12 protein-coding genes are annotated in these 13988 nt (G+C 69.7%); 7 read left to right on the top strand and 5 right to left on the bottom strand.

What is annotated here, in order from left to right; all coding sequences use genetic code 11:
• Positions 1-4: 4 nt before the first annotated feature.
• Positions 5-2368 carry a transglycosylase domain-containing protein gene (locus I2W78_RS13275; RefSeq protein ID WP_196459769.1) on the bottom strand — a complete coding sequence of 788 codons (2364 nt, stop codon included), beginning with the start codon at positions 2366-2368 and terminating at the stop codon, positions 5-7.
• A gap of 267 nt (positions 2369-2635) precedes the next feature.
• Here I2W78_RS13275 and I2W78_RS13280 point away from each other — a divergent pair, with 267 nt between their 5' ends.
• The 5 genes from I2W78_RS13280 to I2W78_RS13300 all read left to right on the top strand — a co-directional run bounded on the left by I2W78_RS13280 (position 2636) and on the right by I2W78_RS13300 (position 7484).
• A complete protein-coding gene (locus I2W78_RS13280) occupies positions 2636-3571 on the top strand; it encodes an SPFH domain-containing protein (protein WP_196464537.1) in 936 nt (311 codons plus the stop codon).
• A complete protein-coding gene (locus I2W78_RS13285; RefSeq protein ID WP_196459771.1) occupies positions 3568-3813 on the top strand; it encodes a hypothetical protein in 246 nt (81 codons plus the stop codon). The genes I2W78_RS13280 and I2W78_RS13285 overlap by 4 nt, the downstream gene beginning before the upstream one ends.
• 136 nt (positions 3814-3949) lie before the next feature.
• The gene (locus I2W78_RS13290; protein ID WP_141310442.1) at positions 3950-4474 is read left to right on the top strand and encodes a PadR family transcriptional regulator; all 525 of its coding nucleotides are present in this window, start codon (positions 3950-3952) and stop codon (positions 4472-4474) included.
• On the top strand, positions 4471-5157 hold the full coding sequence (locus tag I2W78_RS13295; protein ID WP_196459773.1) for an ABC transporter ATP-binding protein: 687 nt from the start codon (positions 4471-4473) through the stop codon (positions 5155-5157). Before I2W78_RS13290 ends, I2W78_RS13295 begins: the two co-directional genes overlap by 4 nt.
• Positions 5154-7484 (top strand): ABC transporter permease, encoded by a 2331-nt coding sequence (locus tag I2W78_RS13300; RefSeq protein WP_196459774.1) that lies wholly within the window; start codon positions 5154-5156, stop codon positions 7482-7484. The genes I2W78_RS13295 and I2W78_RS13300 overlap by 4 nt, the downstream gene beginning before the upstream one ends.
• Positions 7485-7490: 6 nt before the next feature.
• Here the strand turns inward: I2W78_RS13300 and I2W78_RS13305 are convergent, their stop codons facing one another.
• The gene (locus tag I2W78_RS13305; RefSeq protein ID WP_196459776.1) at positions 7491-8447 is read right to left on the bottom strand and encodes a LysR substrate-binding domain-containing protein; all 957 of its coding nucleotides are present in this window, start codon (positions 8445-8447) and stop codon (positions 7491-7493) included.
• A 139-nt stretch (positions 8448-8586) separates the two neighbouring features.
• On the opposite strand from I2W78_RS13305, the gene I2W78_RS13310 reads away from it, so the two are divergent.
• Entirely contained in the window at positions 8587-9141 is a 555-nt protein-coding gene (locus tag I2W78_RS13310; protein ID WP_196459778.1) for a peroxiredoxin, read from the top strand.
• Between the two features lie 7 nt (positions 9142-9148).
• Entirely contained in the window at positions 9149-9682 is a 534-nt protein-coding gene (locus I2W78_RS13315; RefSeq protein ID WP_196459780.1) for an alkyl hydroperoxide reductase, read from the top strand.
• Between the two features lie 100 nt (positions 9683-9782).
• Here I2W78_RS13315 and I2W78_RS13320 read toward each other — a convergent pair whose 3' ends face one another.
• The 3 genes from I2W78_RS13320 to I2W78_RS13330 form a co-directional block, all read right to left on the bottom strand.
• Positions 9783-11102, bottom strand: a complete 1320-nt coding sequence (locus I2W78_RS13320; RefSeq protein ID WP_196459782.1) for an AI-2E family transporter — start codon at positions 11100-11102, stop codon at positions 9783-9785.
• A 158-nt stretch (positions 11103-11260) separates the two neighbouring features.
• Positions 11261-11956, bottom strand: coding sequence for a transglycosylase SLT domain-containing protein (locus tag I2W78_RS13325; RefSeq protein ID WP_196459784.1), 696 nt, complete (start codon positions 11954-11956; stop codon positions 11261-11263).
• A gap of 418 nt (positions 11957-12374) precedes the next feature.
• Entirely contained in the window at positions 12375-13700 is a 1326-nt protein-coding gene (locus I2W78_RS13330) for a PhoH family protein (protein WP_196459786.1), read from the bottom strand.
• Positions 13701-13988 lie beyond the last annotated feature (288 nt).

Here is a 13988-nt window from a genome sequence, read left to right on the forward strand (position 1 = left end):
TCTCTTATTGGTCGTCGTTGGGGAACAACGGGTTCTCCGGGGTTGTGCCGTCCGTCGGGGTCGACGTCGGGGGCTCCGTTGTCGGGGTTTGGGTCGGGGTCTGAGTGGGGGTCTGGCTCGGGGTTTGGGTGGGCGTCCTCGTCGGGGACTCGGACGTCGGGGGTGCCGAGGTCGGGGGCTCCGACGTGGGGGACTCGGTGGTCGGTTCGATGGTCGGGGTGGTCGGGGTGTACGACGGCTTCACCGCCGCGCCCTGAGTGGTGTCCAGGTCGAACTCGGTGACCTCGTCCATCACGCCGAAGGTGTACGCCGCCCAGATCTGCGCCGGGAAACCGCCGCCGTTGACGCGGCCCTTGCCCGGGAGGGTGCCGGTGGCGCCCGCCATGTTCACCTGGCCGCCGGTCTTGGCGTCCTCGCCGAACAGGCCGACCGAGGTCACCAGGTCCGGGGTGTAGCCGGTGAACCAGGCGGACCTGCCGAAGTCGGAGGTGCCGGTCTTGCCGGCCACCTGCTGCCCCTGACGGGCCGGGTTTTCGCGCACCGACTTGCGGGCCGTGCCGTCGTCGACCACGCCGGTGAGCACCGAGGTGACCGTGTCGGCGGCCTCACGGCTGATGACCTGCTCGCCGACGGGGTCCGGCAGCTCCACCACGGTGTCCTTGTGCTCGGCCGAGGCCAGGATCGCCGGCGTGACCTTCTTGCCGTGGTTGTCGAGGGTGGCGTAGATCCCGGCCATCTCCAGCGGGCTGGCGCCCATGGAGCCGAGCGTCTGGGCCGGCACCGCCTGCATGCCCTCGGTGTCCATGCCGAGCTGGTCGGCGACCTCCATCACGTTGTCCATGCCGACGTCGACGCCCATCTGCGCGAAGACGGCGTTGATGGACTTGTTCATCGCGGTCTGCACGGTGACGTCGCCGTAGTCGACGTCGTCCTCGTTCGGCGGGGCGAAGCCGACCTTCTTGCCGTTGTCCATGACCTGGTGCTTGCTGTCACCGTCGTAGACCGTGTTCGCGGTGATCGGCTCGCCGTCCTGGGTCTCGGCGGCCTCCTCCAGGGCGGCCGCCAGGATCACCGGCTTGAAGGTGGAGGCAGGCTGGTAGTCACGGCGGGTCGCGTTGTTCCGGTAGTGCTTGACGTAGTCCTCGCCGCCGTACATCGCGACGACCTTGCCGGTCTTCGGGTCGACGGACACGGCGCCGGGCTGGATGTTCCCGTCGACCTTCCGCTTCTCCGGGTCGAGCTTGCTGATGAGCTGGTCCTTGGCGGCCTGCTCCAGCTCGTCCTGCTTCTTCTTGTCGATGTTCAGCGTCATGGTCCAGCCACCGCGCTTGACCAAGGCGAGGGCCTCTTCCTGGTTCTCCGCCGCCTCCTGGGCCACCAGCTGCCGGGCCAGCTCCGCGTTGGCCGCGTCGACCAGATAGCCGGTCTGGCCCTCCATTCCGGGTGCGCCCTGCGGCGCCTGCGGCACCGGGAACGTCATGTCCTGGCGCTCGGAGGCGTTCAGCCAGCCCTCCTCGACCATGTTGTCCAGGACGTAGTTCCAGCGGTACTTCACCAGCTTCTTGCCGGTCTCCGAGGCGGCCGCCCAGTCGTACTGGCTCGGCGCCTGGAGCAGCGCCGCGAGGTACGCGCCCTGCTCGACGGTGAGTTCGTCGGCGTCGACGCGGTAGTAGGCCTGCGCGGCGGCCTGGATGCCGTACGCGCCCCGGCCGTAGTAGCTGGTGTTGATGTAGCCCGCGAGTATGTCGTCCTTGGACATCTGGCGGTCCACCTTCAGCGAGATCACCAGCTCCTTGAGCTTGCGGGTGACCGTCTGTTCCTGGCTGAGGTAGTAGTTCTTGACGTACTGCTGGGTGATCGTCGAACCGCCCTGCGCGCCCTTGCCGCTGAGCGTGTTGAACACACCGCGCGCCGTGCCCTTCAGGTCGACGCCGTTGTCCTGGTAGAAGGTCTTGTTCTCGGCCGCCACGAAGGTCCGCTGGACGCCTTTGGGCACGTTGGCCAGATCGACGAGTTCGCGGTTGACCTCGCCGTCGCGGGCCAGGACCTTGCCGTCGCTGTACTTGTAGACGTTGCTCTGCTGCGTCGCCGCCGCGTTGCCCTCGGGCACCGGCACGAGCAGGTACAGCAGGATGAAGCCGCCGATGCCGAGCAGGCACAGGCCGAGGAAGGTTCCGAGGATCTTCTTCCAGGTGAAGAACCTGCGTATGCCGGTCTTCCCGGTCTTGCCGGGCCTGGCCCTGCGGCGGCCGGGACCGGTCGGGCCCGCGGGGCCCGACGGGCTCACTGCGCGCGACGAACGGCGGCCCCTGGGCGCCGCGCGGTGGCCACCGCGCTGTCGCGCTCGTCTGTCTTCCGCTCGTCCCATGAGTCCGTTCGCTCCGCTCCGCTCTCGGGTGTCACTTCGGTTTCGTGGCTCAGGTCAGCTCAGAAAGCTAACACCGCTCTCTATGACAAAGTCCGACTCATTCGGTCTTTTACGGGCGTGACAATCAGCACGCCTCCCTACGGAACCGACGTCCGAGAGGGGGTTGGGGTTGCTACTGCAGGGTAAAGTGATATCACTTAGCTAGAACCGAGCTAGAGAACGGGGGACCTTATGTCCACGCACGACTCGATGTCCACGCACGACCAGATGTCCACGCACGACTCGCCGGCCGTCACCGACGTCCCGGAGATGCCCGCCCCACGCGTCCGTGAGTTCCAGGCGCACAGCATCGGCGGCGGACTCGCCCTGCTCCTGGGCCTGATCGGGCTCCTGGGCGGCATCGCCATGGTCGTCGCCGGCGCGACCGTCTCCGCGACCGGCGCCAAGGCCGCGCTGATCGTCCTCGGCATCCTGGTCGCCATCGGCGCCTTCGTCGCGATGTGCGGGCTGAACATGGTGGCGCCGGGCGAGGCCCGGGTCGTCCAGCTCTTCGGCCGCTACCGGGGCACGATCCGGCAGGACGGCCTGCGCTGGGTGAACCCGCTCACCTCCCGCACCAAGATCTCCACCCGTGTCCGCAACCACGAGACGGCGGTGCTGAAGGTCAACGACGCCTACGGCAACCCGATCGAGCTCGCCGCGGTCGTGGTGTGGCGGGTCGAGGACACCGCGCAGGCCACGTTCGAGGTCGACGACTACATCGAGTTCGTCTCCACGCAGACCGAGGCGGCCGTGCGGCACATCGCCATCGAGTACCCGTACGACTCCCACGAGGAGGACGGCCTGTCGCTGCGGGAGAACGCCGAGGAGATCACCGAGAAGCTGGCCGTCGAACTGCACGCGCGCGTGGAGGCGGCCGGCGTGCAGATCATCGAGTCCCGCTTCACGCACCTCGCCTACGCGCCCGAGATCGCCTCGGCGATGCTCCAGCGGCAGCAGGCCGGCGCGGTCGTCGCGGCCCGGCGGCAGATCGTGGACGGCGCGGTCGGCATGGTCGAGATGGCGCTGGCCCGGCTGACCGAGCGGGACATCGTGGAGCTGGACTCCGAGCGGAAGGCGGCGATGGTGTCCAACCTGATGGTGGTGCTGTGCGGTGACCGGGCCACGCAGCCGGTCGTCAACACCGGGTCCCTCTACCAGTGACCGATCCTTCCGAGGCTTCCTCGAAGCGGCGGCCGCAGCAGCAGCGCAAGCAGGTGCTGCTGCGGCTGGACCCGTCGGTGTACGAGTCGCTCGCCCGCTGGGCGTCGGACGAGCTGCGGTCGGCCAACGCGCAGATCGAGTTCCTGCTCCGCAAGGCCCTCAAGGACGCGGGCCGACTGCCCGGCGACGCCGGGCCGCTGCCCCGCCGGGGCCGGCCGCCCCGGGACTCCGAGCCGCAGTGACAGGCCCGCTCCGGGGGCCCGGCAGCGGTAGCAGAACCGTGACAATCACCCCCCACCAGCGGCGACGTACCGCCCTCCGCGATCTGCACACTGCGCGTATACACACGACGTATACGCGGTGTGTAGAGTGCTCCGCATGTCCATCGGTCACACCCTTCTCGGGCTCCTGGAGTCCGGCCCCCGCCACGGCTACGACCTGAAGCGGGCCTTCGACGAGAAGTTCGGTCAGGACCGGCCGCTGCACTACGGCCAGGTCTACTCGACGATGTCCCGTCTGCTGAAGAACGGCCTCGTCGAGGTCGACGGCATCGAGCCGGGCGGCGGGCCGGAGCGGAAGCGGTACGCGATCACCGACGCCGGCATCACCGACGTGGAACGGTGGCTCGCCACGCCGGAGAAGCCGGAGCCGTACCTCCAGTCGACCCTGTACACCAAGGTCGTCCTCGCCCTGCTCACCCGGCGCGACGCCGCCGACATCCTCGACACCCAGCGCTCGGAGCATCTGCGCATGATGCGGATCCTCACCGACCGCAAACGCAAGGGCGATCTCGCCGACCAGCTGATCTGCGACCACGCGCTGTTCCACCTGGAGGCCGACCTGCGCTGGCTGGAACTGACCGCCGCGCGCCTCGACAAGCTGGCGGAGGTGGTGGCGAAGTGACCCCCTCCGGTTCCCTGCTCGCGGCCAAGGGCCTGCGCAAGACGTACGGCCCCACGACCGCCCTGGACGGCGCCGACTTCTCCATCCACCCCGGCGAGGTCGTCGCCGTGATGGGCCCCTCCGGCTCCGGCAAGTCCACGCTGCTGCACTGCCTCGCCGGGATCGTCACGCCCGACGAGGGCTCGATCCGGTACGACGGCCGGGAGATGGCGACGATGAACGACGCCCAGCGCAGCGCGCTCAGGCGCTCGGAGTTCGGGTTCGTCTTCCAGTTCGGCCAGCTCGTGCCCGAACTCACCTGCGTGGAGAACGTGGCCCTGCCGCTGCGCCTCAACGGCACCTCCCGCAAGACCGCCGAGCGCGCCGCCCTGTCCTGGATGGAGCGCCTGGAGGTCGACGGCATCGGCAAGAAGCGCCCCGGTGAGGTCTCCGGCGGTCAGGGCCAGCGCGTCGCCGTGGCCCGCGCCCTCGTCACCGGCCCGCGCGTACTGTTCGCCGACGAGCCGACCGGCGCGCTGGACTCCCTCAACGGTGAGCGCGTGATGGAGCTGCTGACGGACGCGGCCCGCTCCACCAACGCGGCCGTCGTGCTGGTCACGCACGAGGCACGGGTCGCCGCGTACTCCGACCGCGAGATCGTCGTACGGGACGGCAGGTCGCGGGACATGGAGCGCGTCGTATGAGGGCCCGTCAGTGGTCCCGGGACCTGGCGATGGGCGCCGGGTTCGCGTTCACCGGGCGGGGTGGCTGGGTGCGGGCGGTGCTCACGGCGGTGGGTGTCGGACTGGGGGTGGCGCTGCTGCTGCTCACCACCGCGATCCCGAGCGCACTGGCCGCCCGGGACGAGCGCGGACAGGCCCGCTCCGACCTCACGTTCAGCGAGACGACACCGCCGAGGACGGACGCCACCCTGCTCGTCGCCGACGTCGGCACCACCTACCGCGACAAGGACATCCGCGGCCGTGAGCTGGAGCCGGAGGGCCCGAAGGCGCCGCTGCCGCCGGGCCTCGACGAGTTCCCGGCGGTGGGCGAGATGGTCGTCTCCCCCGCGCTGAAGGAGCTGCTTCAGTCGCCGGACGGGAAGCTGCTGCGCGAGCGGCTGCCGGACCGGATCGCCGGCACCATCGCCGAGCCCGGCCTGGTCGGCCCCCGGGAGCTGGCCTTCTACCGGGGCGGCGAGGGCCTCGCGTCGAAGCTCGAATCCGGCCCGGTCACGCGCCTCGAACGGTTCGGGGAACCGGTCCCGGGCACCTCCGACCCCTGGGATCCGGTACTGATCCTGCTGGTCCTGGTCGTCATCGTGGTGCTGCTGATGCCGGTGGGCGTCTTCGTCGCGGCGGCCGTACGGTTCGGTGGCGAGGGACGTGACCGGCGGCTCGCGGCGCTGCGGCTGGTGGGCTCGGACAGCGGGATGACCCGCCGGGTCGCGGCGGGCGAGGCGCTCGCCGGGTCCGTGCTGGGCCTGCTCTTCGGCACCGGCTTCTTCCTGATCGGACGCCAGATCGCCGGCCGGATGGAGGTGTTCGAGATCAGCGTCTTCCCGAGCTACCTCAACCCCTCCCCCGCCCTGGCCGCACTGGTCGCGGTCATGGTCCCGGCGGCCGCCGTCCTGGTCACCCTCTTCGCGCTGCGCGGTGTGGTCATCGAGCCGCTCGGCGTGGTCCGCACGGCCAAGCCGAGCCGCCGCAGGCTCTGGTGGCGGCTGCTGCTGCCGCTGGCCGGACTGGCGATGCTCGCCCCGATGATCGGCCAGGGCAATGACGGCGGCGACTTCAACCAGTACCTGGTCATCGGCGGTGTGATGCTGCTGCTGATCGGCGTCACCGCGCTGCTGCCGTGGATCGTGGAAACGGCGGTGGCCCGGCTCGGCGCGGGCCCGCTCGCCTGGCAACTCGCCGTCCGACGACTCCAGTTGAGCAGCGGCGCGGCGGCCCGCACGGTCAACGGCATCGCCGTGGCGGTGGCCGGCGCGATCGCGCTGCAGATGCTGTTCGCCGGCGTGGACGACGACTTCACCGCGGCGACGGGCCACGACGAGACCCGCGCCCAGATGCAGGTGTCCGTACCGGAGGGCACGCCGCTGGCGCGGGCCGCGGCGGACTTCGGGAAGACCGAGGGCGTGCGCAAGGTGTACGCGTACTCGGAGGGCTTTGTCGGCGAGCGGCGCACGGATCCCGAATTCACCAGCCTGGTGACGGTCGGCGACTGCGCCTCACTGCGGGAGGTGGCGAAGCTGCCGTCCTGCCGGGACGGTGACGTGTTCGCCGTGTCCGGAGCGGAGTACGACACCGACACCGCCGACATGGCGAAGCCCGGCCGGACGCTCTACTTCGACTCCGGCTACGAGGGCGAACCCAAGGGCGCGGAGACCGCCTGGACGCTGCCCGCCGTGAAGCGGGCGGAGGCGGCCATGGACATGACCGGCAACGAGCGCGGGGGCCTCCTCGTCACCCCGGAGGCGCTGCCTGCCGCTGCCATGAAGAGCCTCGGCGGCCAGATCTATCTGCGGCTCGACGAGTCCGTACCCGACGTACGCGACCGGGTGCGCAACACGGCGGCGGCCATCGACCCGTTCGCCCGGCCCATGCTGTGGGTGTCCAGCCTGCGCTCCGAGCGCTACGACTCCATCCGCACCGGCCTGTTCGTCGGCGCCACCTGCGTCCTGGCCCTGATCGGCGCGAGCCTGCTCGTCTCCCAGCTGGAACAGCTGCGCGAACGCAGGAGGCTGCTGTCGGCCCTGGTCGCCTTCGGCACCCGGCGCCGCACACTGAGCCTGTCGGTGCTGTGGCAGACGACGATCCCGATCGTCCTCGGTCTGGCCCTCGCCTCGGTGGTCGGTCTCACCCTGGGCGCGGTGCTGCTGAAGATGACGGCCACGGGGGTGAGCGTCGACTGGGCGAGCCTGCTGGCGATGATCGGCATCGGCGCGGGCGTCGTCCTCCTCGTCACCCTGCTCAGCCTGCCGCCGCTGCTGAGGCTGATGCGCCCGGAGGGCCTGCGCACCGAGTAGCCGCCGTCAGGCGTCCTGGCGCAGCAGCCGTACGGGGAGCGGCCGCAGTGCCTCGCGCAGTGCGGCCGCCAGTTCCTCGTACTCCGCCCCGCGCGCCGCGCCCGTCCGCATCGCCAGTGCGATACGGCGGGTCGGCGCGGGGTCGGAGAAGTAGCCGGTGAGCAGCTGATTGCTGCGGCTCGTCTCCACCTTGACGGCGGTGCGCGGCAGCAGCGTGCACCCCAGCCCGCCGGCGACCAGCTGGACGAGGGTGGACAGCCCGGCGGCCGTGGTGGTGACCGGCGCGTCCTCGCGACCGGCCTCCCGGCAGATGTCGAGGGCCTGGTCGCGCAGGCAGTGCCCTTCGTCCAGGAGCAGCAGGTTGAGCTCCTTCAGCGCCTCGCGCGGAATGCCCTCGCGCCCGCCGAGCCAGTGGTCGAGGGGCGTGACGAGCACGAAGTCCTCGTCGAACAGCGGCAGTTCGCTCACGCCCTGGACCCCCAGGGGCACGGCGAGCAGCAGCAGATCCAGCCGCCCGGAGGTGAGCCCGTCGAGGAGGTTGGCGGTCTGTTCCTCGTGCACTTGGAGGTCGAGGTGCGGATACCGGTCGTGGACGAGCCGCAGAACGGTCGGCAGGAGGTAGGGCGCGACGGTCGGGATGACGCCGAGCCGCAGCGCCCCCGTGAACGGCGCCCGCACGGCCTCGGCCTCCTCCATCAGCGCCCCCACCTCGCTCAGCACCGCCTTGGCCCGTACGGCGAGCCGCTCGCCGGCGGGCGAGAGCAGCACCTTGCGGGTCGTACGCTCCAGGAGCGTGACGCCGAGGACCTCCTCCAGCGCGGAGACGGCACCGGAGAGGGCGGGCTGGCTCATGCCGATCGCGGCGGCGGCGTCGCGGAAGTGCAGATGTTCGGCGACGGCGGCGAAGGCGCGCAGCTGGGCAAGGGTGGGCTGACGCCTCCTGCTGGGGTTACCAACGGTCACTGATAGCTACCTTCGATCAACTCGACCGAGTGTAGCTATTTCCCGTATCAATGCGCGTTGTGCCACGATCGGGCTCGTCCAACCCATGGGAAACACTCGCCAAAAGCGGGTGTTTTTCGCTGCGCTGCAAGGAGAGCTAGTGCTCACTGTCGGTGACAAGTTCCCCGAGTTCGAACTGACTGCCTGCGTCTCGCTGGAGAAGGGCAAGGAGTTCGAGGAGATCAACCACAAGACCTACGAGGGCAAGTGGAAGGTGATCTTCGCTTGGCCCAAGGACTTCACCTTCGTGTGCCCGACCGAGATCGCGGCCTTCGGCAAGCTGAACGACGAGTTCGCCGACCGTGACGCGCAGGTCCTCGGCTTCTCCGGTGACTCCGAGTTCGTGCACCACGCCTGGCGCAAGGACCACGACGACCTGCGGGACCTGCCGTTCCCGATGATGGCCGACTCCAAGCACGAGCTGATGCGCGACCTCGGCATCGAGGACGAGGACGGCTTCGCCAAGCGTGCGGTCTTCATCGTCGACCAGAACAACGAGATCCAGTTCTCGATGGTGACCGCGGGTTCGGTCGGCCGTAACCCCAAGGAGGTCCTGCGGGTCCTCGACGCGCTCCAGACGGACGAGCTGTGCCCGTGCAACTGGAGCAAGGGCGAGGACACCCTGGACCCGGTCGCCCTGCTCGCCGGGGAGTGAGCGAAGCATGTCCCTCGACACCCTCAAGTCCCGCATACCGGACTACGCCAAGGACCTGAAGCTCAACCTGGGTTCGGTCATCGGCAACTCCGACCTGCCGGCCCAGCAGCTGTGGGGCACGGTGCTGGCGACGGCGATCGCCTCCCGCTCCCCGATCGTCCTGCGTGAGCTGGAGCCGGAGGCGAAGGCGAACCTGTCGCCGGAGGCGTACACGGCGGCGAAGTCCGCCGCGGCGATCATGGCGATGAACAACGTCTTCTACCGCACGCGGCACCTGCTGTCCGACCACGAGTACGGCACCCTGCGCGCGGGCCTGCGGATGAACGTCATCGGCAACCCCGGCGTGGACAAGGTGGACTTCGAGCTGTGGTCCTTCGCCGTCTCCGCCATCAACGGCTGCGGCATGTGCCTCGACTCCCACGAGCAGGTCCTGCGCAAGGCCGGCGTCGACCGCGAGGTCATCCAGGAGTCCTTCAAGATCGCCTCCGTCATCCAGGCGGTCGCGGTGACCCTGGACGCCGAGGCGGCTCTCACCGAGTAGTCCAGGCGTCCGCGCTGCGAGACCCCGTCCACCTTCTGGTGGGCGGGGTCTCGGCGTTGGGGGGACTGGCGGCGGGGTCGCCGCTCAACGCGGCTCCCCCTCAGTCGGTCGCCTCGGGTGGGGGCGGGGTCGGTGAGGTGGACGACGCCGTGGCGCCTCGTGGGCGTGGGGAGTGGCGTACGGCTCGTTCGTGGGAGTACGCGCGCAGGTAGCCGACCACCGTGTTCGTGACCGCCACCAACGGCACCGCCACCACCGCGCCGCCGATCCCCGCCACCATGCCGCCCGCCGTCACCGACAGCACCACCGCCAGCGGATGCACCCGCACCGCCCGCCCCAGAATGAACGGCTGCAGAATGTGGCCCTCGATCTGCTGCACGGCGAGCACCACCGCCAGCGTCATCACCGCCGTGAAGACGCCCTGTGTCACGAGCGCCACGACCACCGCCAGCGCGCCCGAGATCACCGCACCCACCAACGGGATGAACGCCCCGAGGAAGATGAACACCGCCAGCGGCACAGCCATCGGCACATCCAGGAAGTAGATGCCGAGGCCGATGAAGATCGCGTCGATCAGAGCCACTATCACCGTGCCGCGCACATACGCCGTGAGCGTCCGCCAGGCCCGGGGCCCGGCTCCCGCCACTCCCGGCCGCGCCGCCGCCGGCACCAGCTTCAGCGTCCACTCCCAGATCCGCCGGCCGTCGTAGAGCAGGAACAGCGTCGAGAACACCGCGAGCAGCATCCCGGTCAGCGTCTCGACGACGACCGTCACGCCCTCCAGCCCCGCGGTCGTGATCTGGTCGGTGTTCGCCCCGACCGCCTCCCGCAGGTTCTCGGCGATGTCGTTGATCTGCTTGTCGGTGACGTGGAAGGGACTGTCCAGCAGCCACCGCCGCAGCTCGTCGATGCCGTCCTGCACCTGGTCGGAGAGGTTGTCGATGTTCTCCATGACCTGCCAGGTCACGAACCACCCGATCAGCCCCATCACCACGAACCCGAGGATCGCGGTCATCGCCGTCGCCGGCCCCCGCGGCACCCCGTACCGCCGCAGCCGCGTCACCGTCGGCTGCAGCACCGCCGTCATGAGCAGCGACGCCACAAAGGCCAGCACCACCAGCTGTACGGCGCTGATGACCCGCATCAGCACCCACAACGTGCCCGCCAGCACCAGCAGCCGCCACCCGGCCTCCGCCGCGACCCGCATCCCCCACGGCACGGCCTGCGCCGGGTCGGGACGGGTGACGACCGGGACGTCAGGCGCGTACTCGGAGGTGCCCGCCGCCTTGGCCGACTCCTCCGGCTCCGGCTCCGGCTCGGCATGCGCTCTCTCCGCCTCCGCGCGGCGCTGCTCCCACCGTTGCCCCATCTCGGTCAGCCGGGCGCCGACCCGACCGAGCCACCCTGGCACTCGCGACATGATCCGTCCCTTTCCCCCAGCTGTCCCCACCACTCCCCCGGAGTCGTCCCGTCAGACCGTACAGGGCCGGAACTCCACATGCCCGAAGCCCCTCACCGAAGGACGGTGAGGGGCTCGGAAAAGTTGAGCGGGAGGCTACCCGCCTACCCTGCCGGGGCTCAGTACCAGTGGTTGGCCTGCCAGAACGACCAGGCGCCGCAGGGGCTGCCGTAGCGCTCGTTCATGTAGTTGAGGCCCCACTTGATCTGGGTGGCGGGGTTGGTCTGCCAGTCGGCGCCGGCGGAGACCATCTTGGAGCCGGGCAGCGCCTGGAAGAGGCCGTAGGCACCGGAGGAGGGGTTGACCGCCCGGTAGTTCCAGTCGGACTCGTGGTCCACGATGTTGCTGAAGCACTGGAACTGGTCGCCCGGCACCATCGACGCGGCCATCGACTGGATCTCGGAGATGGAGTACGAGCTCTGGACGGAGAAGCTGGACGCGTCCCGGACGGCGGAACGGCTGGCCGCCTCCTCCGCCTCCTCGCGCTCCTTGGCTTCCTGGGCCGCCTTCTCGGCGGCTTCCTTCTTCGCGATCGCGGTCTCGGCGGCCGCCTTGCGCGCCGCCTCCTCGGCTTCCTTCTTGGCGCTCACGTCCGCGGCGATGGCCTGTACGTCGGCCTGCTGCGTCAGGGACGCGGTCTGCACCTGGGCCTGCTGGCCCGCCGGTATGTCCGCGAGGAGCGTCAGGTCGGTTGCCGCCGCCTCGGCGTCATTGGGCTGCGCGGTGCTGCCCGAGGCAACGCCGACGACGCTTCCGACAGCGGTGACCGCGGTGGCCGAGGCCACTGCGAATCCCCGGACCGAAATCCGGCTCACACGGTTTCCTTCCAGCATCGCCCGCTTCGGTGACCCTGGCGGACGCAATCGTGCCCCTGGCACTGGCCTCCCCAACTGCGGGTCACGGAAGGCACGGGCCCGGTGGGCAACTCCCGGCAGGGGAGCGCCACATGATGCTCGGGCGGCATACGACGACGCTATGGAGTTAGCTGTGGTGCTCCTGTGGTGCCGTACCGCTGGGGTACAGGTGTGTCGTATGCGGGGCCTGACAGGAGTGAGACTCTGCCGTAACCCGCCACCGCAAGGCAATTCCGAGTTGCGTGTGAAAGCTCACATGCCGTTTGGCCCTGGCGATTTCGAGAAACAGTGACGCGCGAAGGCGCCGCCCGACTAGGCTCTGAGCCTTTGCCGAACGGCGCCAACTGTCGCGTAACCGCCCCGAGATGGGACGTGGGGGTCAGATCGCCCCGTCCTCCAGCATTTCGGTCACAAGCGCGGCGATCTGGGACCTCTCGGACCGCGTCAGGGTCACATGGGCGAAGAGCGGATGCCCCTTCAGCTTCTCCACGACGGCGACGACACCGTCGTAGCGCCCCACCCGCAAATTGTCCCTTTGCGCCACATCGTGCGTCAGAACGACCCGTGAATTGGCGCCGATTCGGGACAGAACGGTCAGCAGTACGTTCCGTTCCAGCGACTGCGCCTCGTCGACGATCACGAACGCGTCGTGCAGCGAGCGGCCGCGGATGTGGGTGAGCGGGAGCACCTCCAGCATCCCGCGCGCGGTGACCTCCTCGATGACTTCGCGGCTGGTGACCGCGGAGAGCGTGTCGAAGACCGCCTGCGCCCAGGGGCTCATCTTCTCGGCCTCGGTGCCGGGCAGATAGCCCAGTTCCTGCCCGCCGACCGCGTACAGCGGGCGGAAGACCATGATCTTCTCGTGCTGGCGGCGCTCCAGGACCGCCTCCAGGCCCGCGCACAGCGCCAGCGCCGACTTACCGGTGCCGGCCCGGCCGCCCATCGACACGATCCCGATGTCCGCGTCGAGCAGCAGATCCAGCGCGATCCGCTGTTCCGCGCTCCGTCCCTTGATGCCGAACGCCTCCCGGTCGCCGCGCACCAGGCGGACGTTGCCCTCCGCTGTCACCCGGCCGAGTGCCTTCCCGCGCTCGGACTGGATGGTCAGGCCAGTGTGGACGGGCAGGCCGGCGACTTCGGGGACGTGGACGTGGCCTTCCTCGAAGAGGATGTCCACCTGCTCGCCGGGCAGGGTCAGTTCGGACATCCCGGTCCAGCCGGAGGAGTCCGTGATGGCCAGTTCGGCGCGGTACTCCTCGGCGAGGAGACCGACGGAGGACGCCTTGATCCTGAGCGGCAGGTCCTTCGAGACCACGGTGACGTCGAACCCCTCGGCCTGCAGGTTCCGCGCGACCGCGAGGATGCGGGAGTCGTTGTCCCCCAGCCGGTAGCCGGTCGGCAGCACGCTGGGGTCCGAGTGGTTGAGCTCGACACGGAGCGTTCCGCCGAGGTCCCCGGTCGGGATGGGGGCGTCCAGACGGCCGTACCGCACACGGTAGTCGTCGAGCAGACGCAGGGCCTGCCGGGCGAAGTAGCCGAGTTCGGGATGGTGCCGCTTGGCCTCGAGCTCCGTGACCACCACGACCGGGAGCACGACCTCGTGCTCGTCGAAGCGGTTCAAAGCGTTCGGGTCGGCCAGCAGGACGCTGGTGTCGAGAACGTAGGTGCGCCGGTCGGGCTTGTGGCGCTTTGTGCTGGTCACCACGGAAGGACGTACCCCCTCGGATGAGGTCGGGGAGCGACGGAGACGATCTGGACCGGTTGCCGGCCTCGATGCACGGGCCGGAAACCGGCCCGTCGCCTCTTCGTCCGTGCTGTGACCGCACGATCGGGCTGGTGCAAAGGGCCTCCCGGGCGGACGGCCCCGTGCCGTCCGCTGAGATCCGACACCCGTGGTTCGGGCGTCGACCTGCTTGGCTTATGCCCTCGAAAACGCGCCGCCATGCCACGGCATATGACGGCGCGCCGGTGAACTCCGTGTTAAGCGCGCTAC

It is taken from the genome of Streptomyces spinoverrucosus, assembly GCF_015712165.1.
Lineage (GTDB): Bacteria > Actinomycetota > Actinomycetes > Streptomycetales > Streptomycetaceae > Streptomyces > Streptomyces spinoverrucosus_A.

Bases quoted from the DNA above. Each gene is read 5' to 3' on its own strand.
- I2W78_RS13275 (WP_196459769.1), bottom strand. From the start codon at position 2,368: ATGGGACGAGCGGAAGACAGACGAGCGCGACAGCGCGGTGGCCACCGC.
- I2W78_RS13280 (WP_196464537.1), top strand. From the start codon at position 2,636: ATGTCCACGCACGACTCGCCGGCCGTCACCGACGTCCCGGAGATGCCC.
- I2W78_RS13290 (WP_141310442.1), top strand. From the start codon at position 3,950: ATGTCCATCGGTCACACCCTTCTCGGGCTCCTGGAGTCCGGCCCCCGC.
- I2W78_RS13300 (WP_196459774.1), top strand. From the start codon at position 5,154: ATGAGGGCCCGTCAGTGGTCCCGGGACCTGGCGATGGGCGCCGGGTTC.
- I2W78_RS13315 (WP_196459780.1), top strand. From the start codon at position 9,149: ATGTCCCTCGACACCCTCAAGTCCCGCATACCGGACTACGCCAAGGAC.
- I2W78_RS13320 (WP_196459782.1), bottom strand. From the start codon at position 11,102: ATGTCGCGAGTGCCAGGGTGGCTCGGTCGGGTCGGCGCCCGGCTGACC.